A 26,203-nucleotide genomic window follows, 5' to 3' on the forward strand; every position below is an offset into this window, starting at 1 on the left:
GCGAAGGATTGCGTCATGACCCGGATCACGAACCTCAGAACCTTTGACTTGCGGTTCCCGACCTCACTCAGCCTCGACGGTTCGGACGCGATGAACCCCGACCCGGATTATTCGGCAGCCTATCTCGTGCTGGAAACCGACAGGCCGGGCCTCGAAGGCCACGGGCTGACCTTTACCATCGGTCGCGGCAATGAAATCTGCGTCACGGCAATCGAGGCCATGCGCCATTTGCTCGTCGGCCTCGACCTCGACTGGATCAGGGAAGATCCCGGCCGCATGTGGAGGCATCTGACGAGCGACAGCCAGTTGCGCTGGATCGGTCCCGACAAGGGGGCGATGCATCTGGCGACGGGCGCGGCGGTGAATGCGGTCTGGGACCTTCTGGCGAAGGATGCGGGCAAGCCCGTCTGGAAACTGGTGGCCGACATGAGCGCCGAGGAAATCCTCAAGATCGTGGATTTCCGCTACCTGACAGATGTACTGACGCCGGACGAGGCGCTGGCAATCCTCAGGAAGGCGGAAGCGGGCCGGGCGGATCGCGAGGCGATCCTGATGCGCGACGGCTATCGTTGCTACACCACCTCCGCCGGCTGGCTCGGCTATTCGGAGGAGAAGCTGCGGCGCCTGTGTCGCGAGGCGGTCGATGCTGGCTTCAACCATGTGAAAATGAAGGTGGGCGCCAATCTGGACGAGGATATTCGCCGGCTCACAATCGCGCGCGAGATCATCGGCCCGGACCGTTTCCTGATGATCGACGCAAATCAGGTCTGGGAGGTGCCGCAGGCGATCGAGTGGCTGAAGAAGCTCGCCTTCTGCAATCCATTCTTCATCGAGGAGCCGACCAGCCCTGACGATGTAGCCGGGCATCGCAAGATCAGGGAAGCGGTGAAGCCGATGAAGGTGGCGACCGGCGAGATGTGCCAGAACCGCATCATGTTCAAGCAGTTCATCGCGGAAGGCGCGATCGACGTGGTGCAGATCGATTCATGCCGTATGGGCGGCTTGAACGAGGTGCTTTCCGTGCTGCTGATGGCTGCCAAGTATAATCTTCCGGTCTGGCCTCACGCGGGTGGTGTCGGCCTTTGCGAATATGTGCAGCACCTGTCGATGATCGACTATCTGTGCGTCTCCGGCACCAAGGAAGGCCGGGTGATCGAGTATGTCGATCATCTGCACGAGCACTTCGTCGAACCCTGCATCATCAGCAACGCTGCCTATATGCCGCCGCGCCGCCCCGGCTTTTCCATCGAGATGAAGCCGGATTCGATCAGGGACTATACGTTTGCGGATTAGGGTCAGGACCCTAGTCCAGCGTCCGCCGGAAGCGCAGCAGCGCCAGCGTTGCGAAGGCGAGCACGAACAGCACCAGCGCAAGCACTTCGGTGGCGATGGCCGGGAAGGTCGCACCTTTCAGCATCACGGCGCGCACGATGCGCAGGAAATGGGTGAGCGGCAGGACTTCGCCCAGTGTCTGCGCCCAATCGGGCATGCCGCGATAGGGAAACATGAAGCCCGACAGCAATATTGACGGCAGGAAGAAAAAGAACGTCAATTGCATTGCCTGCATCTGGGTGCGCGCGACCGTCGAGATGGAATATCCGAGCAGCACCAGCGCCAGCACGAAAACGAGGATGGCCGACAGAAGGAGCGGGAGGCTGCCAAAGAACGGCACGCCGAACAGACCCTTGGCGGCGGTCAGCACCACGACCACCTGAACCGCCCCGACGGCTGCGTAGGGAAGCACCTTTCCCAGCATGATCTCCATCGGGCTCGCAGGCATGGCGAGCAGGTTTTCCATGGTGCCGCGCTCGCTCTCGCGCGTCAGCGCCATCGCGGTCATCATCACCATGGTCATTTGCAGGATGACGCCGAGAAGGCCCGGCACGATGTTGTATTGCGAGATGCCTTCCGGGTTGTATCGCCGGTGCACGATGACCTGAAGCTGGCTGGCAGCCATGGCGGCAGCCTCGATCTCGTCTCCCTGCTCGCGCAGCAACGCCTGCCCGGCCACCGTTCCAAGCGTGGAAATAGCGCCGCTGGCGACAGCAGGATCAGTTGCGTCGGCCTCGATCAGGATTTCCGGATTGTCGCCGCGCTCGACACGCCGTGCGAAATCCGACGGAATGGTCACCACGAAGGCGACATCGCCGCGCGTGATCAGCTCCTCGGCTTCCGCCGCACTTTGGACACTGTGGTCAAAACGGTAGTAGCCGGTCATTTCCAGCGCCGAGACCATCGCGCGGGTATAGTGGTCATTGCTGGTGGCGACGAGCGCGGCGGGCAGCCGCTTCGGATCGTTGTTGATCGCGTAGCCGAACAGAATCAGCAGCATCATCGGCACGCCCAGCATCATCGCAAACGTGACGCGGTCGCGCCGCATCTGGATGAATTCCTTGCTAAGGAGCGCATTGAGCCGCGAGAACGAAAACAGCGCATGGTTCATGTCATGTTGTCCTTCGATTCGGACATGAACTGGATAAAGACATCTTCAAGGCTGGTCTCGCCATGCTCGATCCTGATGTCTTTTCGCTTCCGGTACGGGGCAAGCGTCTTTTCAAGCAATGCGTGGTTGGAGCCGACAACATGCAGCGTGTTGCCGAAGGGCGCGATCTGATCGACGCCGGGCGCGCCGGAAAGCTTTTCCGCGATCTCGCCAAGGGCGGCTCCCGTCATGATGTAGGTGGTCAGGCCGGCGTCGCGGATTACTTCGTCGACCGTTCCGGTCGCAAGCATCTTGCCATAGGAAATATAGCAGATGCGATGGCAGCGCTCGGCTTCATCCATGTAGTGGGTCGAGACAAGCACGGTGAGGCCGCCATTCGCCAGCCGATGAATCTCGTCCCAGAATTCGCGGCGCGCCTTCGGATCGACGCCTGCGGTCGGCTCGTCCAGCAATAGCAGTTTCGGGCGGTGCATGATGCAGGCCGCAAGCGCCAGACGCTGCTTCCAGCCACCCGAAAGCGTTCCCGCGAGCTGGTTGCGGCGGCTCGTCAGGCCGAGGTCCTCAAGCGTGTCGTCGACGAATTTCGCCATGGGTTTCAGCTCGTAGAGCCGCGCCACGAACTCAAGGTTTTCAGCAATCGTCAGGTCCTCATAGAAGGAGAACTTCTGCGTCATGTAGCCGACCTCGCGCTTGATCCTCAGCGAGTCGGTGCCGATGTTGTAACCAAGCACTTCGCCCTCGCCTTCGTCGGGCGTCAGCAGTCCGCACATGATGCGGATCGTGGTTGTCTTGCCGGAACCGTTCGGGCCGAGAAAGCCCACGATCTCGCCCTGATGCACCTGCATCGAGACGTGGTCGACCACCGTCTTGTCACCGAAGCGCTTGACGAGGTTGCGGACGTCGATGACGTTCATCGTATTATTCCGAAGCGGCCAGATCGACATCCACGATCTGGCCCGGCTGGAGCCGCGTGTCGCCGTCCGGGCGGGCTTCGACCAGATAGACGAGCTTCTGGCGATTTTCGAGCGAATAGATGACGGGCGGGGTGAACTCCGGATCGGGCGAGACATAGCTGATTCTCGCGGTCAGCCCTTCGCCGCATCCGTCGCAACGCACCTTCAGTTCGCCGCCCACCTTGAGCTTCGAAAAGTCCGGCTCAGGTACATAGACCTTCAGCTTCACCGCGCCATCGGGCAGGAGGGACAGGACGGGCGCCGATGGTCCGGCCATGTCGCCCGGATCGCGGATCACATCATCCACCCGACCGCCGCTGACCGCGCTCAGGCTTCGCTTCGACAGTTTCCATTGCGCCTCTTCAAGGGCCGCAGACGCCTGTTTCACCGCGTTTTCCGCAGCCTTGATGGCTTCGGGGCGCGCCGGAAGGTTCGCCACCGCAAGATTTGCCTTTGCCTGGCCGATGGCGGCGGTGGTGACCTTGAGCTGCGTCTTCGCCGTATCGAGCTGCGCCTGCGTCGCCGTGCCCCTGTTGAACAGGTCCTGCGTGCGCTCCACGATCCGCTCGGCCTCCTCGGCCTCCGCCTCGGCCGAAGCCAGTGTCGCCGTCAGCACGTCGATTTCCTCGGGGCGCTTGCCGATCTTCAGGTCGGCGAGCTGGGCGTCGGCCTGCGCAAGCGCGGCTTCGGCCTGCGACACGGCGATGCGGGCATCCGCATCCTCCAGCCGCACGATGATCTGCCCCGGCTCCACCCGGTCGCCGCGACGCACCGCCACAGACTGGACCTGCGCGGTTTCGATGGGCGCCAGCCGGACGAACTCGCCCTCGACATAGCCTGTCGCCAGCGGCGCACCCGGGCCGCAGGACAGCAGCGTCGCCAAAACGGGAATCGAGCAGAAGAAACTCATCTTGTCCGGTCCTTCCTTGCCGCCAGCAAGGTTTTGAAATTCCCGATCGCGATGCGGGTAATTTCCGCGCCCTCGTCGCGACCGATGTCCGTCCAGCCCATACGGCGGCGAACAGCTTCGCGGGCGAGCCTGAAATAGAGGATCTGGCCAATCAGCATGAACACGTTGATGCGCGTTTCGTCGCTATCGGCGGGCTCCCCTGTCGCCGCCTCCCAAAGTTGGCAGCAGCGTATGTGCAGAGGCTCCATCATGCCGTGGTAGACGCGGTCGAAGGCGGGCGACGGGCCGGACATTTCCCTGAGCACGAAAGGCACAAGCTCGCCCGCTTCCGGCTGCGTCACAAAGAATGAGAACATGCGCTCGATCATGGAGGTCATGGCCTTTTCCGCCGCCTCCGGATCAAGCGGGGCGTCCGCCGGCATGCCGAGCTGAGCCTTGGCGGCAATCGACTGGATGATCCCGACGATATGATCGGCCACCGCCAGCCGCAGCCCTTCCTTGCCTCCGAAATGATAGGCGATGGACCCGATATTGGCCTTCGCACCCGCCGCGATCTCGCGGGTCGACGTGCCTTCAAAGCCCTGCCGTCCGAAAAGCCGCAGCGCGGTTTTCACCAGCGCCGCGCGGGTGTGCTCGGGGCCGGAAAGAGTGTCGGCAGATGTTGGCAGGCTGCTCATGTCATGCTTCTTAGATCAATCGATTGATTAAAGTCAAGTGACGTGCGACATGATTTTTCCCGCCCTGCGCGCAAACAACGAAGATTATGCGTTGCACATCTTCACATGACGGGGTTTATTCCCCTGCGATGGCCAAGGAAATCGAACGCAAGTTCCTGGTTTGCAGCGATGCGTGGCGCGACCGCGTGTCAAAGGTCATCGCAATCCGGCAATTCTACCTTTCCATCGCCTCGGATCGATCCACGCGCGTGCGCATCAGCGACGGCGCGAGCGCGCGGCTCACCTTCAAATTCGGTTCGAACCTGAGGGAGCGCGACGAGTATGAATATCCGATCCCGCTCGATGAGGCGCGGGCCCTGCAAGCGTTTTCAATCGGCTCGGTCATTGAAAACGTAAGGCACCACGTTCGGTTCGGCGGCTATGTTTACGAGGTGGATGTGTTCGCGAGCGATCTGGAAGGGTTGATCGTGGCCGAACTCGAAACACCCGATCCTGTCGCAATAAACGCGCTGCCCGAATGGATTGGCCGGGAAGTTACCGGAGACCAGCGCTATTCGAACGCGGTGCTGGCGCTGAGCGACAAGTCCCCGAAGACATTGACCGCGCTTGCAAGCTGAAGGCCAAGGTCAGAACCTAGGGCGGGGTTGGCCGGTTTTTCAGCCACCATCGCGCGATGAGCCAGCACAGCATCGCCCATGCGAACCCGGCGCACCAGCCTGCCAGCACATCTGTCGGCCAGTGCACGCCGAGATAGACCCGGCTCGCACCGACGAGCCCGGTCAGCAGCACGGCAACGAACAGGAAGTATATTTTCAGCCACCGATGCGGCGTGATGCGCGCCAGCATCGAGCCGAGCGTGAGATAGGTCACCGCCGACATCATTGCATGTCCGCTCGGAAAACTGCTGCTCGTCTCGCGCACCATGTGCGGCACGAGTTCGGGCCGGGGCCGGTCGATGCCGAGCTTGAGCAGGGTCGAGACGAGTTGACCCCCGCCAACGGCGACCAGCACGAACAGGGCAATCTGCCACTTGCCGGCAATCAGCAGGTATACAACAACAAGACTGGTCAGCAGCACCAAGACCGCAACACCGCCCAGCCCGGTGATGTCGCGCACCCATCCCTCGATTTTTTCCGAGCCGATCGGATTGTCGAGTTGCCCCGGTTCGCGCAGCGCCAGCAAAAGGGTCGTATCGATGCTGTGAGGCGTCGCGTCGCGCGCGAACTCGGAAAGTTCGATGAACCCCCACAGTCCGCCAGCCAGCAACAGCCCCGCCAGCAGAACCGGAAATTCGATCCGGTTGAAGAAATCAAAAGGGCGGGCAAAGCCACGCGCAGGTTCCTGGGGTTTGTTCATCGCCCGCCAAGATAAGGCCCGAAGCTGATCACCGCCACCGATGCGATCGCAAGCGCGATGCCGAGGCTCTGCGCGCCGCTGAGCGATTCACCGAAATAGAGAAGCGCCACGAGATTGACGGAGATGAGCTGGATGACTGCCGACAGGCTGAACGCGACGGACATGCCGAATTCGCGCACCAGCCGGAGCATGATGAGGTTTCCGAGCGTGTAGAGCGCGAGCGTCAGCAGTATCTTGGGAAGGCTTGGCGCTAGCGCCCATGCCTTGGCGCTGCTTGCCGCCGCAAGAAAGATCAGGGTCGAAGCGATGAGTTGCAGTGCGCCGGAAAGGCTCATGGTGATTGCCTGAACTGTGCCTGCCCGAAATGGGGCCATGTACGGGGCCACGTCAAGAGATCAGTTCTTGAGCCTGTATCCGGTCCTGAATATCCAGCCGACGATGGCGAGGCAGACAAAAAGAAAGCCAAGCGTTGCCGCGAGGCTGGTGCCCACCGGCACATCGGATTGGCCGAAGAAGCTCCAGCGGAAACCGCTTACCAGATAGACGACGGGATTGAACAGCGAAATCGTGCGCCACACCGGCGGCAGCATGTCTATCGAGTAGAAACTGCCGCCGAGAAAAGTAAGCGGCGTGACGATCAGCAACGGAACGATCTGCAACTGCTCGAAGCCGTTGGCCCATATGCCGATGATGAAGCCGAAGAGGCTGAATGTCAGCGCCGTCAGAACAAGGAAGGCGAGCATCCAGAACGGGTGTTCGATATTCAGGGACACGAACAGGCTGGCGGTTATCAGAATGATCAGGCCAAGCGCGATGGACTTGGTGGCCGCCGCGCCGACATAGGCCGTTACGATCTCGAGATAGGAAACCGGAGCGGACAGAAGCTCGAAGATCGTGCCGGTGAATTTCGGGAAATAGATGCCGAAGGATGCATTCGAAATCGACTGCGTGAGCAGTGAAAGCATGACGAGGCCCGGCACGATGAAAGCGCCATAGGCAATGCCGTCGACTTCCTGGATGCGGCTGCCGATGGCGGCGCCGAACACGACGAAATAGAGCGATGTCGAGATGACCGGCGACACGATGCTCTGCAACAGCGTGCGCAAGGTGCGCGCCATTTCCGTCTTGTATATTGCCCAGAGCGCGTAGTGGTTCACGACTTCTCCTTGAGAAGGCCGACGAAGATTTCTTCGAGCGAGCTTTGCTCGGTGTCGAGGTCGCGAAATCCGATGCCGGCTTCATCGAGTTCGCGTAGGAGCGAAGCGACGCCCGGACGGTCAGACTGCGCATCGTAGATGTAGGTCAGCAGCTTCCCGTCGCCGGATTGCTCCAGGGCGTAGCGGTCGAAGCGCTCGGGAAGCGCCGCCAGCGGTTCGCGCAATTGAAGCGTGAGTTGCTTGCGGCCAAGCTTGCGCATGAGTTCGGCCTTGCCCTCTACAAGCATGATCCTGCCGTGGTTGATGATGCCGATGCGATCCGCCATTTCCTCGGCTTCCTCGATGTAGTGCGTGGTGAGGATGATCGTGACGCCCGTGTCGCGCAAACGGCGGACCATCGCCCACAAATCATGGCGCAACTCGACATCGACGCCGGCTGTCGGTTCGTCGAGGAAGAGAATCCGCGGCTCGTGCGCAAGCGCCTTGGCGATCAGCAGGCGGCGCTTCATGCCGCCCGAGAGCTGCATGGATTTTGCGTCGCGCTTTTCCCAGAGCGAAAGGTCGCGCAGCACCTTCTCGATATGGTCCGGGTTCGGCGGCTTGCCAAATATGCCACGGCTGTAGGCGCAGGCGTTGAACACGGTTTCCCACGTATCCACGGTCAGCTCCTGCGGCACGAGGCCGATCAGGCTGCGCGTGGTGCGATAGTCCCGCTCGATGTCGTGCCCATCCACGAGAACAGTCCCGCCGCTTCGCTTGACGATGCCGCATATGATCGAGATCAGGGTCGTCTTGCCTGCCCCGTTGGGACCCAGCAGCGCAAATATCTCGCCTCGCGCGATTTCGAGATCGATGTCCTGAAGCGCATTGAAGCCGGACGCATATGTCTTCGAAACGCCTGAAACGGATATGACGGGGTGCATGCAGCCGCCTTGCTGTTGTGAGGCGCTTGCATGTCGTATCCGGGGGGAAAATGTCAACTTCGCTCCTGACAGTTCCCGACAGGACATGCGACATTCGGACCCTGTGCGGCCATGCCACTTTGACTGTAAGGCCCACGCTCAATATTTTTGATCTTGCTAATTTGATGGAGACGGCCCTCATGGACGCCGTGATGTTTTCGCGCATTCAGTTTGCGGCGAATATTTCGTTCCATATACTTTTCCCCTCGATCACCATCGCGCTCGGCTGGGTGCTGCTGTTTTTCAAGCTTCGCTACAATTCGACACACGATACCGCCTGGATGCGGGCCTATTTCACCTGGGTGAAGGTGTTCGCGCTGTCCTTCGCGATGGGTGTCGTTTCGGGCGTGACGATGAGCTTCCAGTTCGGCACCAATTGGCCGGGCTATATGGAGCACGTCGGGAACATCGCGGGACCGCTCCTCGCCTACGAAGTCCTTACCGCCTTCTTCCTCGAGGCCGTATTCCTCGGCATCATGCTTTTCGGATTCCGCCGGGTGCCCAACAAAGTCCACACGCTCGCAACCTTTCTGGTGGCGTTCGGAACGACGATGTCAGCCTTCTGGATCCTGGCGCTCAATTCGTGGATGCAGACGCCTGCGGGCTTCGAAATGCGTGATGGCGTCGCGCATGCGATCGATTGGTGGGCCATCGTCTTTAATCCGTCCTTCCCCTACCGCCTCATCCACATGCTGCTGGCTTCGGGACTGACCGTCTGTTTCCTCATGGCCGGCATTTCCGCGCTGCGCTATCTCGCGGGCGACCGGTCCGAGTCGATGATGAAGGCCATGCGCACCGGCATCTATGCGGGCGCGATCCTGATCCCGATACAGATTTTCGCGGGCGACCAGCATGGTCTCAACACGCTGGAGCATCAGCCGCAAAAAATCGCGGCCATGGAGGCAAACTGGAAAACAGGTCCGAACATTCCCCTCGTCCTGTTTGCCTGGCCCGACGAAAGTGCGAAGGAAAACCATTTCGAAATCTCCATCCCCAACGGCGCGAGCCTCATTCTCAGGCACCATGCCGACGGCGTCGTGCCGGGGCTCGACCAGTTCGAAGGCAATCACCCGCCTGTGCTGCCGCTCTTCTGGGGTTTCCGCATCATGGTCGGCACCGGCTTGCTGATGCTTCTGGTGTCATGGCTGGGTGCGGTCTACCTCTGGCGGCGCGACAGCGTTCCTCACTGGCTGGCCTATGTGATGGTGCCGATGGGCCTGTCGGGTTGGCTCGCCACGCTCGCAGGCTGGTACACGACCGAAATCGGTCGCCAACCTTGGCTGGTGACGGGAATCCTGCGGACAGATGAGGCTGTCGGCGGTGTGGCTGCAAGCCATGTCGCAACGACACTCGCGATCTACCTGCTGCTCTACGCCGGTTTGCTGGCCAGCTATCTCGGCGTGCTGGTGCATCTGGCGCTCAAGGCTGCCCGCGAGGGTGACTCTGCACCCCTTCCTGCGGTGCTCGAACAGGCGCTGGCACAACCCGTCGCCGATCGCTGATTGAAAATTGGAGAGAGTGGCATGACGATTGACTGGCCGACGATTCTCCCCCTCATTGCCGCAACCCTGATGGGGGTGGCCATCCTGATCTACGTCATTCTGGACGGATTCGATCTCGGCATCGGCATCCTGTTCGCGGTCGCCGGCGACCATGAGCAGGACCGGATGATTTCCGCTATCGGCCCCTTCTGGGACGCAAATGAAACTTGGCTGGTGCTGGCGGTCGGATTGCTGCTCGTCGCCTTTCCAATCGCGCATGGGACGATCCTCACCGCCCTCTATATTCCCGTGTTCATCCTTCTCGTCGGCCTCATCCTGCGCGGGGTCGCGTTCGACTTCCGCGCCAAGGTTCCCGCCGGGCACAAGCAGCGATGGAACCGCCTGTTCTTCCTTGGCTCCCTGACTGCCTCCCTTGCGCAGGGCTATATGCTGGGGGTGTATGTGCTCGGTCTGCGCACCGGGTTTCCGGCGTTCGTGTTCGGCGCGCTGGTCGCGATGTGCCTTGCTGCGGCGTATGTCGCGATGGGCGCAGCGTGGCTGATCTACAAGACCGAAGGCGAACTCCAGAAGAAGGCGGTGCTGTGGCTGCGCTCCGCCCTTGTCTTTACCGTGTTCGGCATGGTTGCGGTTTCTATCGCCACGCCTCTCGCCAGCCCGCGCATTTTCGACCGCTGGTTCCTTTTTCCCGAATTGCTTTATTTGTCGCCGCTACCGATCCTGTCCGCTATTCTTTTCCTTCTCCTCTGGCGCAAGACATTCCAGCTTCCGCGCCCGGACGGACGACAGGAACTGGCGCCTTTCCTCATACTGTCGGCGATTTTCGCATTGGGTTTCGCCGGGCTGGCCTGGTCGTTCTATCCCTATGTGGTGCCCGACCGCGTGACGATCTGGCAGGCGGCGTCAGCGACCGAAAGCCTGGCGCTTATCCTCGCCGGAACGGCGGTGGTGCTGCCGATTATCCTGTTTTATTCGTTCTATGCGTATCGGGTTTTCGGCGGTAAGGCCGGCGACCTGACGTATGATTGAGCGGATGCGACGCCCAAAAGAAAAGGCCGCCTGAAAAGGCGGCCTTAAGTTTGTGCAGCGATGGTCTACTGGGTAAGGCGAATTCCAACCGTCTTTTGCGAATAATCGCATTTGCCGGTAACCTTGTAGAAGAAGTCCGCGGCAGTGACCGGCCCAGGCAGGGCACTACCACCGTCCTCCCAGGCCTGCGCGCTTTCCTGCCCGCAAGGCACTGCTGAGAAGATGTCCACCTTGGTATTCTTGTCCACTTCCTTGCCGTCGAGGAAGAGATGTTCCGAGGTTGCCATATCGTCCGAACGGAAGGTTCGTTTGGTCCCGGAGGTGACGTCCATACGCAGGTACAGATTGTCCATCGTGCTTACATCGATGACCGCACCCTTTGTATCGCCTCCGTAGTAGCTCGTCTTGCAGGTGGTTTCATATTTGGTGCTGCCGGACGTCTGCTGGATCAACTTCACACCCGTGGTGTTGCTCCATTTGGTAACCTTCTTGGTGGTGCAGACTTCTTCCTGCACCTTCGTCTTCACTTCCTTGTTGGTCTTCGGATCGATCGTGACCTCATAGGCCGTCGTCGTGCCGTAGCCCTTGGGGTCGCCGAAGCCATTGTAGGTATAGTCGATCTGCATCAGCTTCTCGTCAGGATCGTTCGCACCGGCGGTATACTGCTTTCCGAACAGATACATGGTCTTGTTCCACCACCCCGAAACCGTATCGAGCGTGAAATTGGCTTCCGTAAGCTGCGGCGGCTTGCTTGCGCCTGCTTTCACGCCAACCTTCACTTCCTCGATCGCCGCAAGCTTCATCAGCGTCGTCGGAACGTCGAAAGAGGCGCTTGTGGTTGCAGTCGCCGCACCCAGATTGTCGATGTTGAAGGTCTTGAGCGAAGTGGTCCCGACGCCACCTCCAGCAACATATACCTCTTGCAGCTTGGTCTTGCGCTGCGCTTCGGTCGTGGTCTTCGGCAGTCCCAGAATCGACAGGGTTGCCGCGTCCAGCGCGTTCTGCATGTTGCCGCGATTGTTGGTGGCGCGGCTGTAGTCAACCGCCATGCCGGCGCCGAGCAGCAGCGGCACCGCGCTCAACGCCATGACCACGGCAAAATTGCCGTCTTCCGAGCGTACAAAGCCGCTCAGGAGTTTCGATGTGAGTTTCATTTGCTCCGTCTCCGCCTATGCGGGAGTCATAGCGCGTGAAGCTGAAATGACGTTTAAGCCAATTCACTCAAATCGAAACGAAATCGTAGGGAACGGTTTATTCAGTCCATGTGCGCGGCGGCGACCGCCGGCCTCGGCCCCGTAGATCGGCGCAGGAGGAAAACGAGCGGGATTGCGCAAAGGGTGACAATCATCATCAGTTTGAAATCATTGACATAAGAGATCATCGCACTCTGCTGATTCACCAGTTGGTCGAGTTGCGTCAAAGTCGTGGTGTCGCCGGTGATGGCGCCCGGAAGCGCGGTCGCCAGATTCTGATTGTAGGGCGTCAGTCCCGCCGCAATCTCCGAATGGTTGATCTGGATATTGCGCGTAAGGAGTACTGACACCACCGAAATGCCGATCGACGATCCGATATTGCGAACGAGGGTGAAAAGACTGGTCGCATCCGCCCTGTGGCGCGCGTCAAGTGTCGAGAAGGCCAGCGTCGAAAGTGGAACGAAGACCAGACCCAGACCGAGACCCTGCACGATGCCGGACAAAACGATCTGCGTATCGTCCATCTGCGGCGTGAAATTCGTCATCATGTAGAGCGACCACGCGGTAAGCAGCAGGCCGGCCAGCACAAGCCCGCGCGGATCCACCATGCGCACGAGCCTGCCGACCAGCAGCATGGAAATCATGGTGCCCACGCCGCGCGGCGCCATCACAATGCCGGTCAGCGTTGTCGAATGGTTGAACAATTGCCCGAGCATCGGCGGCAGCAGCGCCAGACCCGACAGGAGGATGACACCGACGATGAAGATGAAAATCAGACCGACGACGAAGTTCCAGTCGAGAAACATGCTGGCATCCATGAACGTGTCCTTGCCGGTGCAAAGATGGACGATGAACAGCCAGAAGCCGGTGATCGAAAGCGCCAGTTCGATCCAGATTTCCATGGACGAAAACCAGTCCACTTCCGCGCCCCGGTCGAGCATGAGCTGAAGCGCGCCGACGCCGAGCGAGAGCATGGCAAAGCCGAAGAAATCGAAGCCGCGTCGACGCGTGGCGAATTTCGGGAGATAGGCGATGGCTCCAAGCACCGCCAGGATGCCGACGGGCAGGTTGATGAAGAACACCCAGCGCCAGTTCGCGGTTTCGGTCAGCCAGCCGCCGAGCGTCGGGCCGATGATCGGGCCGACCATGATGCCCGCACCCCAGATCGCCATGGCCGAGCCCTGCCGCTCCCGGGGATTGATGTCGAGAAGTATGGTCTGCGACAGCGGCACGATTGCCGCGCCGAACACACCCTGCAGAAGCCGGAAGCCGACCATGGCCTCAAGGTTCCAGGCCAGACCGCACAGCATGGACGTGATGGTGAAGCCGATGATGGAGCCGACGAACAGTTCACGCCGCCCGAGCCGATCCGAAAGCCAGCCTGTGACCGGGGTCATGATCGCTGCCGCGACGATGTAGGATGTGAGCACCCAGTTGATCGTGTCCTGCGACGCGCCGAGATCGCCCGTCATGGTCGGCAGGGCGACATTGGCGATTGTGGTGTCGAGCACCTGCATCACCGTCGCCAACATGATGGAAACGGTGATGAGGCCGCGATGCGGCACATCGGTATAAGAGTGGACCTGGCTCATGTGAGCGCTCTTGAGGGAAATTGACCGTCTGGTTTCGTTATTCGCCCGCCATGGCCGTCCCGAACAGGCTGCCGAAGCCGCGCGCCTTGCCAGTGTCCACCGACACAGTCGCGCTCATGCCTGAGCGAAGCATCAGCTTGGCGTCGGGCGATTCCACCTTGAGCCGCACCGGAATGCGCTGCGTGACCTTGACCCAGTTTCCGGTCGCGTTCTGCGCCGGGAGCACGGAAAATTCCGCACCCGTTCCCGCGCCGATGGAGTCGATCACAGCCTTCAGCGGATGGTCCGGGAAGGTATCAAGGGTGATTTCCGCTTCCTGCCCGACCTTCATGTGGGTGAGCTGGGTTTCCTTGAAATTGGCGTCGACCCAGGTGTCGCCTGTCTCGACCAGCGTGAACAACGGCGTGCCGACCGTGACGAACTGGCCCGGCTTGATCGAGGCCGCCTGATAGACCACGCCGTCGCCGGAAGCCTTGATGGTCGTTTGCGACAGGTCGAATTGCGCCTTGTCGCGCGCGGCAAGCGCAGCCAGAACCGTCGGATGCTTGTCGGTTTCGATGTCCGGTCTGCCGCCGAGCGCCGCGAGCGCACCCGCGACCTCTTCCTTGTCCGCCGAAAGCTCTTCATTGGCCTTGATGAGATCGCGGCGCGCGGAATCGAGCGCGGCGGTGGTGCCGACGCCCTTCTTCGTCAATTCGGACTGGCGGTCGAGTTCGGACCGGAAGTAGTTCACTTCTTCTTCCGAAACCCTCTGGGTTGCGATCGCCTGGCTGTAGCCGGCGCGCAATTCCTCGACCTTAAGCCGGGCCGCCGCGAGCGAGGCGTCCGCCTGCGCCAGCGCAATGCGATAAGGCTCGGGATCGATCACGAAAAGCGTGTCGCCCTTCTTCACCTCCTGGTTTTCACGGATCCCGACGTCCACGATACGCCCTGCCACCTCCGAGGTAACCGCGATGCGCGCCTGCCGCAAATTGGCGTTTTCCGTTTCTTGATAGCGGCCGCCGGTCACCCAGAAATAGGTGCCGCCCGCAAGCAGCGCCAGCGGCACGACGGCCATCAGGACATAACGGCGGCTTCGCTTTTTCGGAGCGATCTTGACCTCGACGACGGGCGCTGCCTCCTTCTGGGGGGCGGGCGCCTCCATTTGCGGCTGCGGAAACTGCTTCACTTCCGCATCATTGCGTTCGTTCGTGTTTGCGGCACTCGACATTTCAGGCTGCCTTTCCAGGGGTCTTCAGGGCGGCGGCCATCCGGTCGTCGTCACTCAAATTCTCAATTATGGTTTTCAGTGCATGGATCGTCGTTCGGCGTTCGTCAGGCGAAAGGCCGCTCAGCGCGTAGTCGAAAACCTGCGTCGCCATCCCGCGCATGCTGCCGAATATCTCCCTGCTCTTTTCAGTCAGGTAGATCATGCGGACCCTGCGGTCCGTGGCGTCGCTGCGGCGCTCGATCCATCCGCCTTCAACCATCCGGTCGATCAGGCGCGAAACGCTGATCGGCTCGATTTCCAGAAGCTCCGCCAAGCGGGCCTGCGCGACGCCTTCTTCCTTGTAGACACGAACCAGAAGCCGCCATTGCGCGGCGGACAGGCCGAAGCAACTCGCGCGCGTCTCGAACCTCCGGCGCAGAAGCCGGGAGGCATCGTGCAGCAGAAAGCCGACGCGGTCGGTTTCATCAACAGGTGCGGACAGGTCGCTCATAAGCGCCATATATTATAAGCATGCTTACTATTTCAAGAGGAAATTGTGCGTCGCAAAAAATATTTCGCACGCCCCATGGTGGCGCGCCCGAAACCCCGAAGATTCGTTGGGTCTACCGTTCGCCCTTCTGGTAGGGCACCATCAGCGCCTTGGGGTATGTGGCGCGCCGCGCCACCAGAACCAGCGCCAGAATGGACAACGCATAGGGCATCATCAGGAACACCTGATAGGGCACGATTCCGCCCGAGAGCTGCTGGAGGCGCACCTGATAAGCGTCGAAGGCCGCAAACAGGATCGCGCCGAGCAAAGCCTTGCCGGGCCGCCACGATCCGAACACCACAAGTGCGATGCAGATCCAGCCCCGCCCGTTGATCATTCCGAAGAAGAATGAGTTGAAGGCCGACATGGTCAGGAAAGCGCCGCCGATCGCCATGAGCGCGCTGCCTGCGATCACCGCGCCCATGCGGATCCCCGTGACGCTGATGCCTTGTGCCTCGACGGCTGACGGATTTTCGCCTGCTGCCCTCAGCGCCAGCCCGAGCGGTGTGCGGTAGAGCAGCCAGGCCACAAGTCCGGCCATGATGAAGGCCAGATATGTCAACGGCGTCTGCGCGAACAGCGCCTCGCCGACAATCGGTATGCTCGACAGGCCGGGAATCGCCCAGACCTGGAACGGCTCGATCTTGGGCGGAGAGGTGACTTCCGGCAGCGCGAGCCGGTAGACGAAATAGGTGAGGCTGGTCGCAAGCAGGGTGACCCCGATGCCGACGACATGTTGCGACAGGCCGAGCGGAACGGTGAGCGTCGAATGGAGCAGGCCAAGCACCATGCCCACAAGCGCCGCGACGGCGATTCCGGTCCACAGGTCGCCCCCCGCATAGACGGTGAACCACCCGGCAAAAGCTCCGGCGGTCATGATGCCTTCGATGCCGAGGTTGAGCACGCCCGCGCGCTCGCAGATCAGCTCGCCGAGCGTGGCGAAGATCAGCGGCGAAGCAATACGGATGGCCGCAACCCAGAAGGAGGCGCTAAGCAATATGTCGAGCGCTTCCACGAGCCTATCTCCACCGCAACCTGAAGCGTGAGAACAAGATGGCCGTCACCATCGTGAGGAGGGCGGTGGCGACCATCACATCGGCAATATAGCTCGGCACGCCCGCCGCTCGGCTCATGGCATCCGCGCCGACAAATATGCCCGCCACGAAAATGGCCGACAAAACGACGCCGAGCGGATTGAGCATGGCCAGCATGGCAACCACGATGCCCGAATAGCCAAAGCCCGGCGACAGGTCGAGCGTCAGGTTTCCCTTTAGCCCCGAGACTTCCGAAAAGCCGGCGAGCGCAGCGAGGCCGCCAGAGAGCAGCGCGGTTTTCATCAGCACCGAATTGACCGGAATGCCGACAAACCGCGCGCCTTCAGGATTGTGTCCGACCGCGCGCATCTCATAGCCGAGCGTGGTTCTCTTCATTACGAACCATGTGGCGAACGCGGAAATCAGCGCAAGTATGAAGCCGAGATGCAGGCGCTTGCCCTTGATGATGCGCGGCAGTTGCGCCGCTTCGATCACCTTCTGCGATTGCGGCCAGCCAAGCCCCATCGGGTCCTTGAGCGGACCTTCCAGAAGCATGGACACGAACAGCAGCATGATGAAGTTGAGGAGCAGCGTCGTCACCACTTCGTCGACGCCGAAGCGGATTTTCAGGAAAGCCGGTCCGGCGAGCAGCAGCGCGCCCGCCAGCATCGCCGCTAGCATGATGAGCGGGATCAGGACCACAGATGGCAACGGCAGCGCGCCCGTTCCGAGCACCACGGTCACCACCGCGCCGGCGTAAAGCTGCGCCTCGGCCCCGATGTTCCAGAGCTTTGCCCGAAACGCCACGGCAATGGCAAGGCCGGTAAAAATGAGCGGAGTCGCCCGCGTCAGCGTCTCCAGCAGCGCGAACTGCGAACCGGCAGCGCCCTTTGCTACGAGATAGAAGATCGAAAAGGGCGAAGCGCCCGCCGCCAGCACCAGCAGCGAGGTCAGAACCAAAGTGACCAGAATGGCCGCCAGCGGATAGGCGAAAGTCGCGGCAAGCGAAGGAGCTGACTTCGGCTCAAGACGCATGCGGTCTCTCCGCTGCTGGCGTTGCGCCGGACGGCTCGAAATGGCCCGCCATGAGTTCTCCAAGTTCGCGCGCACTGCGCTCGCCGCGCGCCGACGGCGGCGAAAGCCTGCCGTTCGAGATGACCAGAATGCGGTCGGACAGAGCCAGTATCTCGTCAAGGTCCTCGGAGATCAGCAGGATTGCCGCGCCGCGCGCCCGCGCCTCCAGCAGCTTCTGGTGGACATAGGAGACCGCGCCGACATCGAGACCGCGCACGGGCTGGTTGGCGAGCACGATCTGCGGATCGGAATCCAGCGCGCGGCCAAGGATCAGCTTCTGCATGTTGCCGCCGGAGAGCAGCCGCATGCGCGTGTCCGGCGAAGGACATTTGACGTCGTAGTCGGCGATCAATTTCTCCGCGAAGCCGCGGGCCGCGGGCCAGTCGAGCAGCCCATGCCGGCTGAAACGCGGCGAACGATAACGCTCCGAGATCACGTTTTCCGTCACCGTCATGTCGGCGATGGACCCGACCGCGTGACGATCTTCCGGAATGCGACCGACGCCTGCCGCAAGGGCAGCGCGCGGCGACCACTCGCCCCGCACCACAGCCCCGATCGCTATCGTGCCGGAGACAGGCCTCTCCGTTCCGGCGATCAAGCCGGCCAGCGCAGCCTGCCCGTTGCCCGAAACGCCAGCAAGGCCGGTTATCTCGCCGCCGTGGAGATCGAGGGAAACGCCGTCCAGCCGTCCACGGCTGCCCTTGGCGCCGGTCGAGACATCCCGCAGGGAAACGAGCACCGGTCCCCGCGCCATCGGCGACACTGTCGGCGGCCTGACCTCGCGGCCAACCATCAGTTCCGCAAGTTCGTGACGCGTCGTATCGGCCGTTCGCCGCTCGCCCACCAGCCTGCCCGCGCGGAGCACGAGCACGCGGTCGCTCGCGGCCATGACCTCGCCAAGCTTGTGCGAAATGAAGATGATGGACAGCCCGCGCTTCACGAGCATTTTCAACGTGCCGAACAGCGCGTCCGACTCCGCCGGCGTCAACACGGCGGTCGGCTCGTCAAGTATCAGGATGCGCGCATCGCGATAGAGCGCCTTGAGGATTTCCACGCGCTGGCGCTCGCCGACCGAGAGGCTTGCGACGGGAGCGTCGGGCTCGACGGCAAGGCCGAAATCCTCCGCGAGCTTGCGCACCTTGGCCCGCCCGCCTGCCTTGTCGAGTGTGGGCCGGAAAAGAGGCTCCGTTCCGAGCACGATGTTTTCGAGCACGGTCATGTTGTCGGCCAGCGTGAAGTGCTGGTGAACCATGCCGATTCCATGCGCCAGCGCCGCCTTCGGATCGCCCGGCGGCAGCGGTTCGCCGAACACCTCGATATGACCCTCGTCGGCCACATAGTGGCCGAAGAGAATGTTCATCAGCGTCGTCTTGCCTGCCCCGTTTTCGCCCAGCAGCGCGACGACTTCGCCCTGCGCGACCGAGAACGAAATCGAATCGTTCGCGAGAAGCGGACCGAACCGCTTGGTGATCGCATCAAGGCGCAGCGCGTCGGTCATGGCTTTGCCAGGCCGGGGACCCCTGAACGTTCCAAGGCCTAGCTCGACTTCGGCTCGCCGTCGTTGATCTCAACAGTGAAGGAACCGTCCTTGATCGCCTTTTCCTTCTCGGCGACCTTGGCCATGACATCGGCAGGCACCTTGCCCTCGAAGGTTCCGAGCGGCGCCAGCGAGCAGCCGCCGTGCTTCATGAAGGAATAGACGCCATAGTCCTCGGCCTTGAAAGTTCCAGCCTTCACTTCGGCGACGGCCTTGTCCAGCGTCGGCTCGAAATGCCAGAGCGCGGAGGCGACCACCGTCTCGGGATAGTCAGCCTGTGTATCAATAACATTGCCGACAGCCAGCACCTTGCGTTCCTTGGCTGCGTCCGAAACGCCGAAGCGCTCGGCGTAGAGCAGGTCCGCGCCGCCATCGATCTGCGCGAAGGCGGTTTCCTTGGCCTTCGGCGGATCGAACCACGATCCGATGAACGCGACCTGGAACTTCACGTCGCCCGCGCTCTCCTTCACACCCGCCATGAATGCATTCATCAGGCGGTTCACCTCGGGGATCGGATAGCCGCCGACCATGCCGATGTTCTTCGACTTGGTCATGGCCCCCGCGATCAGGCCGGTGAGGTAGGACGCATCCTGGATATAGTTGTCGAAGGTCGAGAAATTCGGTGCTGCCGCCGCGTCCGGCTTGAAGCTCGACCCCATCAGAAACGCCGTGTCCGGATAGTCCTTGGCGACGCCGCGAGCGGCTTCCTCGACGCCGAAGACCTCGCCGACGATGAGCTTGTGCCCGGCCTCGCAATATTCGCGCATGACGCGCTCATAATCGCTGTTTGAGGTGTTCTCAGAGAACACATATTCGATGTCGCCGCGTTCCTTGGCGGCGTTCGCCGCCTTGTGGATACGGCTCACCCATTGCTGCTCGACCGGCACCGTATAGATTGCCGCAACCTTGACGGGCTCGGCTGCGAACAGCCTTGTCGGCAGCCCAACCGCTGACAGCGCCGCTCCGGCGCCAGCCGCTTTCAAGAGGTCACGACGTGACGGATACGAAAATCTGCTAGACGCATTTTTCATGCAAGTTCCCCTGGGTTTATGGCCGCGGTTTACACTGAGTGATTTTTTATCATTTAGTAAAACGTAAACGAACTATTCACCTTCGGCAATCTGCAATCAAGCGTCTTGCGCCACCTGCATCGCAAAAAAACATGTTGCGCTGAAATGCTTCAACAGCACGCGGAAATAGTCTAAAGCGCGCGCATGGATTTTGAAGCTGCAATTGGGGCGGAGGGTGCGACAGAGTCGCGCGAACCCGGTCATGGCCGCCCGGTCGGGAAGGCCAGGAAGGTCTTCGTCAAGACCTATGGCTGCCAGATGAATGTCTACGACAGCCAGCGCATGTCCGATGCGTTGGCGGCGGACGGCTATGCCGCGACGGCGAGCATGGAGGAAGCCGACCTCGTGCTCCTGAATACCTGCCATATTCGCGAAAAGGCCGCCGAGAAAGTCTATTCGGAACTTGGCCGCATCCGCCAGATGAAGGCCGACCGCGCGAGGGACGGACGCGAAATGGTCGTCGGCGTGACCGGCTGCGTCGCGCAGGCCGAAGGAAGCGAAATCCTGCGCCGCGCGCCCGCCGTCGACCTTGTGGTCGGTCCGCAGACCTATCACCGGCTGCCGGAGGTGGTGAGAAAGGCGCGGGCAGGCGAGCGCGTGGTCGAAACCGACTATGCCATCGAGGACAAGTTCGAGCACCTGCCGCAGCCGAGGCGCGCCGAGGTGGCGCGGCGCGGCGTCACTGCTTTCCTCACCGTGCAGGAAGGCTGCGACAAGTTCTGCACCTTCTGCGTGGTGCCCTACACACGCGGGTCGGAGGTTTCGCGTCCGGTTTCGCAGATCGTCGCCGAGGCCGAACGCCTCGCCGAAGGCGGCGTGCGCGAAGTGACCCTGCTTGGCCAGAACGTCAACGCATGGCACGGCGAGGGTCCGGACGGCAAGGAATGGCGACTTGGCCGCCTGTTGTTCAGGCTCGCGGAAATTCCGGGGATCGCCCGGCTTCGCTACACCACCAGCCATCCGCGCGACATGGATGACGACCTGATCGCCGCGCATCGCGACCTCCCGATGCTCATGCCCTACCTGCACCTGCCGGTGCAAAGCGGTTCGGACCGCATCCTCAAGGCGATGAACCGCCAGCACAAGGCCGGCGACTATCTGAAACTCCTGGAGCGCATCCGCGCCGCGCGGCCCGACATCGCGATGTCGGGCGATTTCATCGTCGGCTTTCCCGGCGAATCCGACGCCGATTTCGAGGACACGATGCGGCTGGTGGAAGAGGTGCGTTACGCGTCCGCCTTCTCGTTCAAATTTTCTCCGCGCCCCGGCACGCCCGGAGCGGAGCTTTCCGGCCAGCTTGCCGAAAGCGTCAAGGACGAGCGGCTCCAGCGATTGCAGGCGCTGCTGACGCGCCAACAGAATGAATTCGCGGCGTCGCTCGTCGGCCGGAGCTTCGAAACCCTGATCGAAAAGCCGGGTCGCAGGGAGGGACAGGCGGTCGGGCGCTCTCCATGGCTTCAGCCCGTTATTCTTGATGAAAGTGTGGGCCAAATCGGCGACATTGTGAATGTGCGAATCACGCGGCTCGGAACCAACAGCCTGTATGGCGAGGCCGCACAAGGGAGACACGTTTGAGCGCTGCCGAATTGAAGCAGGTGTCGGCCCCGGGCGGGGCATCGGACCTTGCACACATTGTGCTCACCTTCGACAACAACAAGCTGGCCAGCGCGCTTTACGGCCAGTTCGACGAGAACCTGGCCCGACTTGAGCAGAAGCTGGGCGTCGACATACGGTCGCGCGGCAACCAATTGACCATCAAGGGCGATCCCGTGGCAGCCGAGCAGACGCGCCGCGCGCTCGACCATCTCTATGGAATCCTCCAGAAGGGCGCGCATATCGCCCAATCCGACGTGGATGGTGCTGTCCGCATGGCGGTCGCCGCCGATGACCAGCTCACCCTGCCGACGCTGGAGCGCAAGGGAAAGGTGTCGGCGGCGCAGATCGCCACCCGCAAGCGCACCATCTATGCGCGCTCGCAGAACCAGGATGCCTATATGCGCGCGCTGGAGCGGTCGGAGCTTGTGTTCGGCATCGGTCCGGCTGGCACCGGCAAGACGTTTCTCGCCGTCGCCTATGCCGCCAGCCTGCTGGAGCGTGGCATGGTCGAGCGCATCATCCTGTCGCGTCCGGCGGTGGAAGCAGGGGAGCGGCTGGGGTTCCTCCCGGGCGACATGAAGGAAAAGGTCGATCCCTATCTTCGCCCGCTCTATGACGCGCTCTACGAAATGATGCCTGCGGACAAGGTGGAACGCGCAATGACTGCCGAGGTCATCGAGATCGCGCCGCTCGCCTTCATGCGCGGCCGCACGCTCTCGAATGCCGCGGTCATACTCGACGAGGCGCAGAACACCACCTCGATGCAGATGAAGATGTTCCTGACGCGGCTTGGCGAAGGCTCCCGGATGATCGTCACCGGCGATCCGAGCCAGATCGACCTGCCGCCCAACACGAAGTCCGGGCTCGTCGAGGCGCTTCGCATTCTCGACGGCGTGCCGGGGGCCGTGACCGTTCGGTTCAACGACACGGATGTCGTACGCCATCCGCTCGTGGCCGAGATCGTCAAGGCCTATGACCGCGAAGGCAAGGTGGCGCGCGGACTTCCTGTCGACGAGAACTGACCGGACGTGAGCATGAAACCGTCTGGCGAGCCGCACATCTCGATCGATATCGGGGTGGAGGCGGGCGACTGGCCGCCATTGGCGGAACTCGAAGCGGTCTGCCGTCGCGCCTGCGATGCAGCGCAGGCCGAGCTTCGGCGCGAGATTCCGCCTTCCGGCACCGAAGTGAGCATCTTGTTCACGGATGACCGCCACATCCGGACGCTCAATGCGCAGTGGCGCGGCAAGGACAAGGCGACGAACGTTCTTTCATTCCCGGCCTTTCCGCCAAGACGGGACGGCGCGCTTCCGCCCTTGCTGGGAGATATCGTCCTGGCCTGGGAAACGGTGCGGCGCGAGGCGGAAGAAGAGGCAAAGCCGTTTGAAAACCACCTCCTGCACCTTGTCGTGCATGGCTTCCTGCACCTGATCGGCTACGATCACGAGACTGATGAAGAGGCAGAAGAAATGGAAGGCCTGGAGCGGAGAACGCTAGCAAGGCTTGCCATCCCCGACCCCTATGAATAATTAGGAGGTCCAAGCGACGAAAGAAAATGAACGACAGAACGGATATCGCCGCGCAGCCGGAGACGGCAAGCGGCAAGGCTGAACGGACCGATGAAGGTCCGAGTAGCGGCTTAAGTCACGGGCAATCGCCGGAACGCCATTCCTTTTTCGAGAGAGTGGCCGGCCTTTTCCGGCAGCGTAACGGCAACTCGCTACGCGAAGACCTTGCGGACGCACTTTCCGAAACCGCCCCGGAGGGGGAAGCCTTCTCTCCCGGCGAGCGAGCGATGCTCAACAATATCCTTCGCCTGCGCGAAGTACGTGTCGAGGACGTCATGGTGCCCCGCGCTGACGTAGAGGCCGTGGAGATCGGAACGACCGTCGGCGAGCTGATGAACATTTTCGAGGACAGCGGCCATTCGCGCATGCCTGTCTACGCTGAAACGCTGGATGACCCGCGCGGCATGGTTCACATTCGCGACCTGCTTGCCCACGTCACGCGCAGCGCCCGCGCAAAGAAAGGACGTGGACGCAAGCCCTCAGGCAATGCCGCGCTCGACCTTTCGACTGTGGATCTTGGCAAGACGATCGGGGAGCTCAACCTCATCCGCACCGTGCTCTTCGTTCCGCCGTCCATGCTGGCCTCCGACCTGATGGCGCGCATGCAGACGAGCCGGACGCAGATGGCGCTGGTCATCGACGAATATGGCGGCACGGACGGGCTGGTTTCGCTCGAGGACATCGTCGAGATGGTGGTGGGAGACATCGAGGACGAGCACGACGAGGAAGAACCGCTCATCACCAAGGCCGGCGACGGCATTTTCATCGTCGATGCGAAGGCCGAAATCGAGGATGTCGCAAAGGCCGTGGGCGGCGATTTCGCGCCCGGCGAGCATGGCGAATATGTCGATACGATCGGCGGCATGATTTTCAACGCGCTCGGGCGCGTGCCCGCGCGCGGCGAGGTCGTCCAGCCCATTCCAGGCTATGAATTCCACGTTCTCGATGCCGACCCGCGCCGCGTCAAGCGCGTGCGCATCGTGCAAAGCCAGAAGGGCGACCGTCGCCGTCGCGCCGCGCCCAAGGCCGAGCAGGAGTAAATGCTCCCCTTTTTGGGGAGCCGGGAGAAACCGGGCAAGCCAAGGAATGTTTGGCCCCCGCCCTTCGGCCTGATACACCTCTAGGCCGGTGATTCGAGGGAACCCGGACTTTATGAACCGACTGGCGGGCAACATTGTCCTATTGTCCGGCGGGAAGCGTACGCTCGCAGCGGTGCTTGCGGGCGCTTTTGCGGTTCTCACGCAGGCGCCATTCGATTTCGTGCTTGCCGGATTCATTTCCTACCCGCTTCTGGTCTGGTTGCTGGACGGCGCGGTGCCTCCCGTGTCCGCTGGCCCGGTCGCACGGTTGAAGCCGGCGTTCGCCGTGGGCTGGTGGTTCGGCTTCGGCTATTTCCTCGCCGGGCTCTGGTGGGTGGGCGGCGCGGTCATGGTCGAGAGCCAGACCTATGCATGGGCGCTCCCCTTCGCGATCGTCGGCCTGCCGCTGATATTGTCTCTCTACTTCGGCGCGGCTGCCGCACTTGCCCGCCTGCTCTGGACGGATGGAATCGGGCGCATCGCAGCGCTTGCCTTTTCCTTTGCCCTTGCCGAATGGCTGCGCGAGACGCTGTTGACCGGATTTCCGTGGAATCCGGTCGGTTTCGGGCTGATGCCGGTACCGCTGCTCATGCAGAGCGTGGGCGTCGTCGGCATGATCGGCATGAATGCGCTGGCTGTTTTCGTGTTTGCCATGCCCGCCCTGCTTTCAGGACGCAGGCACAGGGCCGTCGGCGCGATTCTGGCGGTCGCGCTTCTCGCGGCGCATGTCGGATATGGATTCCATGCCCTTTCGCAGCCGGACGTTCCGGGATCGCCGCTGAATGTGCGCATCGTGCAGCCCAATATCGACCTGACCGAAAAATGGGATGAATCGGTGCGCGATCGCATCTTCAATTCCGAAATCGCGCTATCCCGGCAGGCGCCTGCTGCTGGCAAGCCGAAGCCCACGCTCATCGTCTGGCCGGAGACGTCGATACCTTTCCTGTTCCAGGAACACCCGGACGGCCTGCGCATGCTGGGTGAGATGCTGGATCAGGGACAGTTGCTGCTCGCCGGTATCGCGCGAACCGAAGGCGGCGGGGATTCGACGCTCTATTACAATTCGATCGTTGCAATCAGCGACAAGGGCGAGATCGTCGACGCCGTCGACAAGGTTCACCTTGTCCCCTTTGGCGAATATGTCCCGTTCGAGGATTTCTTCGAGCAGATCGGTATCAATCGGTTCGTTTCCGGCCCGATGAATTTCGTCGCAGGCGCGAACAGGCACCCGCTGTCGATCCTCGGAGGTTTCAGCGCGCTTCCCTTCATCTGCTACGAAGTCATCTTTCCCGACCTGATGATAAATCCCGCGCCTGCGAAGAGCTTCGTGCTCAATGTCACGAATGATGCATGGTTCGGAAACACGCCCGGACCCTATCAGCACCTGCGTCAGGCTCAGGTTCGGGCGGTCGAAACCGGACTGCCTGTCGTGCGTGCGGCCAATACCGGCATTTCCGCCTTTATAGACGACAGGGGTCGCGTGCTCGACGCGCTCGCCATAAACAGTCAGGGCGCGCTCGACGCCCAGCTTAACATTCCGGCGCAAAGTCCAGCCAACGCCCGGCGGCAGCAAATGACCGGAGCCGGCATCGCGATTGCGCTTGCTCTGCTGGCGGCAATACTGGCGCTATACCGCAAAATCAAAAATTGACTGTTTGCTAATTTAGATGTAGCGCATGCACCACGGGGCACGGGCTGGTTGCAAGCATTATTCCTGCATCCGGTAGGTGCATAT

Annotated in this window: 25 protein-coding genes; 9 read left to right on the plus strand and 16 right to left on the minus strand. The window is 61.6% G+C overall.

Features of this window, described 5'->3' with window-relative positions:
* The first annotated feature begins 15 nt into the window (after positions 1–15).
* Positions 16–1,293: an L-fuconate dehydratase gene (locus tag M9924_06740; GenBank protein MCO5064099.1), complete on the plus strand. Its 1,278-nt coding sequence runs from the start codon at positions 16–18 to the stop codon at positions 1,291–1,293.
* Between the two features lie 10 nt (positions 1,294–1,303).
* Here the strand turns inward: M9924_06740 and M9924_06745 are convergent, their stop codons facing one another.
* From M9924_06745 to M9924_06760, 4 genes are read right to left on the minus strand one after another with little or no spacing between them, the layout of a single operon-like run.
* Positions 1,304–2,443, minus strand: coding sequence for an ABC transporter permease (locus M9924_06745; GenBank protein MCO5064100.1), 1,140 nt, complete (start codon positions 2,441–2,443; stop codon positions 1,304–1,306).
* Complete coding sequence (locus M9924_06750) at positions 2,440–3,357, minus strand: ABC transporter ATP-binding protein (GenBank protein ID MCO5064101.1); 918 nt, start codon at positions 3,355–3,357, stop codon at positions 2,440–2,442. Before M9924_06750 ends, M9924_06745 begins: the two co-directional genes overlap by 4 nt.
* A 4-nt stretch (positions 3,358–3,361) precedes the next feature.
* Positions 3,362–4,306 carry an HlyD family efflux transporter periplasmic adaptor subunit gene (locus M9924_06755; GenBank protein ID MCO5064102.1) on the minus strand — a complete coding sequence of 315 codons (945 nt, stop codon included), beginning with the start codon at positions 4,304–4,306 and terminating at the stop codon, positions 3,362–3,364.
* Positions 4,303–4,983 (minus strand): CerR family C-terminal domain-containing protein, encoded by a 681-nt coding sequence (locus tag M9924_06760; GenBank protein ID MCO5064103.1) that lies wholly within the window; start codon positions 4,981–4,983, stop codon positions 4,303–4,305. The genes M9924_06755 and M9924_06760 overlap by 4 nt, the downstream gene beginning before the upstream one ends.
* Before the next feature lie 128 nt (positions 4,984–5,111).
* On the opposite strand from M9924_06760, the gene M9924_06765 reads away from it, so the two are divergent.
* Positions 5,112–5,600, plus strand: coding sequence for a CYTH domain-containing protein (locus M9924_06765; protein ID MCO5064104.1), 489 nt, complete (start codon positions 5,112–5,114; stop codon positions 5,598–5,600).
* 16 nt (positions 5,601–5,616) lie between these two features.
* On the opposite strand, the gene M9924_06770 is transcribed toward M9924_06765, so the two are convergent.
* Genes M9924_06770 through M9924_06785 form a run of 4 tightly spaced genes read right to left on the minus strand, consistent with a single transcriptional unit; the run spans position 5,617 to position 8,419 of the window.
* The gene (locus M9924_06770) at positions 5,617–6,339 is read right to left on the minus strand and encodes a phosphatase PAP2 family protein (protein MCO5064105.1); all 723 of its coding nucleotides are present in this window, start codon (positions 6,337–6,339) and stop codon (positions 5,617–5,619) included.
* A complete protein-coding gene (locus M9924_06775) occupies positions 6,336–6,674 on the minus strand; it encodes a hypothetical protein (protein ID MCO5064106.1) in 339 nt (112 codons plus the stop codon). The genes M9924_06770 and M9924_06775 overlap by 4 nt, the downstream gene beginning before the upstream one ends.
* Before the next feature lie 60 nt (positions 6,675–6,734).
* Positions 6,735–7,496, minus strand: coding sequence for an ABC transporter permease (locus M9924_06780; protein MCO5064107.1), 762 nt, complete (start codon positions 7,494–7,496; stop codon positions 6,735–6,737).
* Positions 7,493–8,419, minus strand: coding sequence for an ABC transporter ATP-binding protein (locus M9924_06785; protein MCO5064108.1), 927 nt, complete (start codon positions 8,417–8,419; stop codon positions 7,493–7,495). The genes M9924_06780 and M9924_06785 overlap by 4 nt, the downstream gene beginning before the upstream one ends.
* 179 nt (positions 8,420–8,598) lie before the next feature.
* Here M9924_06785 and M9924_06790 point away from each other — a divergent pair, with 179 nt between their 5' ends.
* The gene (locus M9924_06790; GenBank protein ID MCO5064109.1) at positions 8,599–9,960 is read left to right on the plus strand and encodes a cytochrome ubiquinol oxidase subunit I; all 1,362 of its coding nucleotides are present in this window, start codon (positions 8,599–8,601) and stop codon (positions 9,958–9,960) included.
* Positions 9,961–9,981: 21 nt separating this feature from the next.
* Positions 9,982–10,986: a cytochrome d ubiquinol oxidase subunit II gene (locus M9924_06795; protein MCO5064110.1), complete on the plus strand. Its 1,005-nt coding sequence runs from the start codon at positions 9,982–9,984 to the stop codon at positions 10,984–10,986.
* Positions 10,987–11,051: 65 nt separating this feature from the next.
* On the opposite strand, the gene M9924_06800 is transcribed toward M9924_06795, so the two are convergent.
* From M9924_06800 to M9924_06835, 8 genes are all read right to left on the minus strand, one after another.
* The gene (locus M9924_06800) at positions 11,052–12,140 is read right to left on the minus strand and encodes a pilus assembly protein (GenBank protein MCO5064111.1); all 1,089 of its coding nucleotides are present in this window, start codon (positions 12,138–12,140) and stop codon (positions 11,052–11,054) included.
* A 101-nt stretch (positions 12,141–12,241) separates the two neighbouring features.
* The gene (locus M9924_06805; GenBank protein MCO5064112.1) at positions 12,242–13,771 is read right to left on the minus strand and encodes a DHA2 family efflux MFS transporter permease subunit; all 1,530 of its coding nucleotides are present in this window, start codon (positions 13,769–13,771) and stop codon (positions 12,242–12,244) included.
* A gap of 37 nt (positions 13,772–13,808) precedes the next feature.
* A complete protein-coding gene (locus M9924_06810) occupies positions 13,809–14,981 on the minus strand; it encodes an HlyD family secretion protein (protein MCO5064113.1) in 1,173 nt (390 codons plus the stop codon).
* Between the two features lies 1 nt (position 14,982).
* Positions 14,983–15,480 carry a MarR family transcriptional regulator gene (locus tag M9924_06815; protein ID MCO5064114.1) on the minus strand — a complete coding sequence of 166 codons (498 nt, stop codon included), beginning with the start codon at positions 15,478–15,480 and terminating at the stop codon, positions 14,983–14,985.
* Positions 15,481–15,583: 103 nt separating this feature from the next.
* On the minus strand, positions 15,584–16,525 hold the full coding sequence (locus M9924_06820; GenBank protein MCO5064115.1) for an ABC transporter permease: 942 nt from the start codon (positions 16,523–16,525) through the stop codon (positions 15,584–15,586).
* A 4-nt stretch (positions 16,526–16,529) separates the two neighbouring features.
* On the minus strand, positions 16,530–17,579 hold the full coding sequence (locus M9924_06825) for an ABC transporter permease (protein ID MCO5064116.1): 1,050 nt from the start codon (positions 17,577–17,579) through the stop codon (positions 16,530–16,532).
* Positions 17,569–19,116 carry an ABC transporter ATP-binding protein gene (locus M9924_06830; protein ID MCO5064117.1) on the minus strand — a complete coding sequence of 516 codons (1,548 nt, stop codon included), beginning with the start codon at positions 19,114–19,116 and terminating at the stop codon, positions 17,569–17,571. The genes M9924_06825 and M9924_06830 overlap by 11 nt, the downstream gene beginning before the upstream one ends.
* Positions 19,117–19,154: 38 nt before the next feature.
* Positions 19,155–20,186 carry a BMP family protein gene (locus M9924_06835; GenBank protein ID MCO5064118.1) on the minus strand — a complete coding sequence of 344 codons (1,032 nt, stop codon included), beginning with the start codon at positions 20,184–20,186 and terminating at the stop codon, positions 19,155–19,157.
* 297 nt (positions 20,187–20,483) lie between these two features.
* Here M9924_06835 and miaB point away from each other — a divergent pair, with 297 nt between their 5' ends.
* From miaB to lnt, 5 genes are all read left to right on the plus strand, one after another.
* Positions 20,484–21,800: a tRNA (N6-isopentenyl adenosine(37)-C2)-methylthiotransferase MiaB gene (gene miaB / locus M9924_06840; protein MCO5064119.1), complete on the plus strand. Its 1,317-nt coding sequence runs from the start codon at positions 20,484–20,486 to the stop codon at positions 21,798–21,800.
* Complete coding sequence (locus tag M9924_06845; GenBank protein MCO5064120.1) at positions 21,797–22,843, plus strand: PhoH family protein; 1,047 nt, start codon at positions 21,797–21,799, stop codon at positions 22,841–22,843. The genes miaB and M9924_06845 overlap by 4 nt, the downstream gene beginning before the upstream one ends.
* A 12-nt stretch (positions 22,844–22,855) precedes the next feature.
* Positions 22,856–23,350 (plus strand): rRNA maturation RNase YbeY, encoded by a 495-nt coding sequence (gene ybeY, locus M9924_06850; protein MCO5064121.1) that lies wholly within the window; start codon positions 22,856–22,858, stop codon positions 23,348–23,350.
* Positions 23,351–23,376: 26 nt separating this feature from the next.
* Positions 23,377–24,429 (plus strand): hemolysin family protein, encoded by a 1,053-nt coding sequence (locus M9924_06855; protein ID MCO5064122.1) that lies wholly within the window; start codon positions 23,377–23,379, stop codon positions 24,427–24,429.
* A 112-nt stretch (positions 24,430–24,541) separates the two neighbouring features.
* A complete protein-coding gene (lnt, locus tag M9924_06860; GenBank protein ID MCO5064123.1) occupies positions 24,542–26,119 on the plus strand; it encodes an apolipoprotein N-acyltransferase in 1,578 nt (525 codons plus the stop codon).
* Positions 26,120–26,203: the final 84 nt, after the last annotated feature.

The sequence above is a fragment of the Rhizobiaceae bacterium genome (assembly GCA_023953835.1).
In the GTDB taxonomy this organism is placed as follows: domain Bacteria; phylum Pseudomonadota; class Alphaproteobacteria; order Rhizobiales; family Rhizobiaceae; genus Mesorhizobium_G.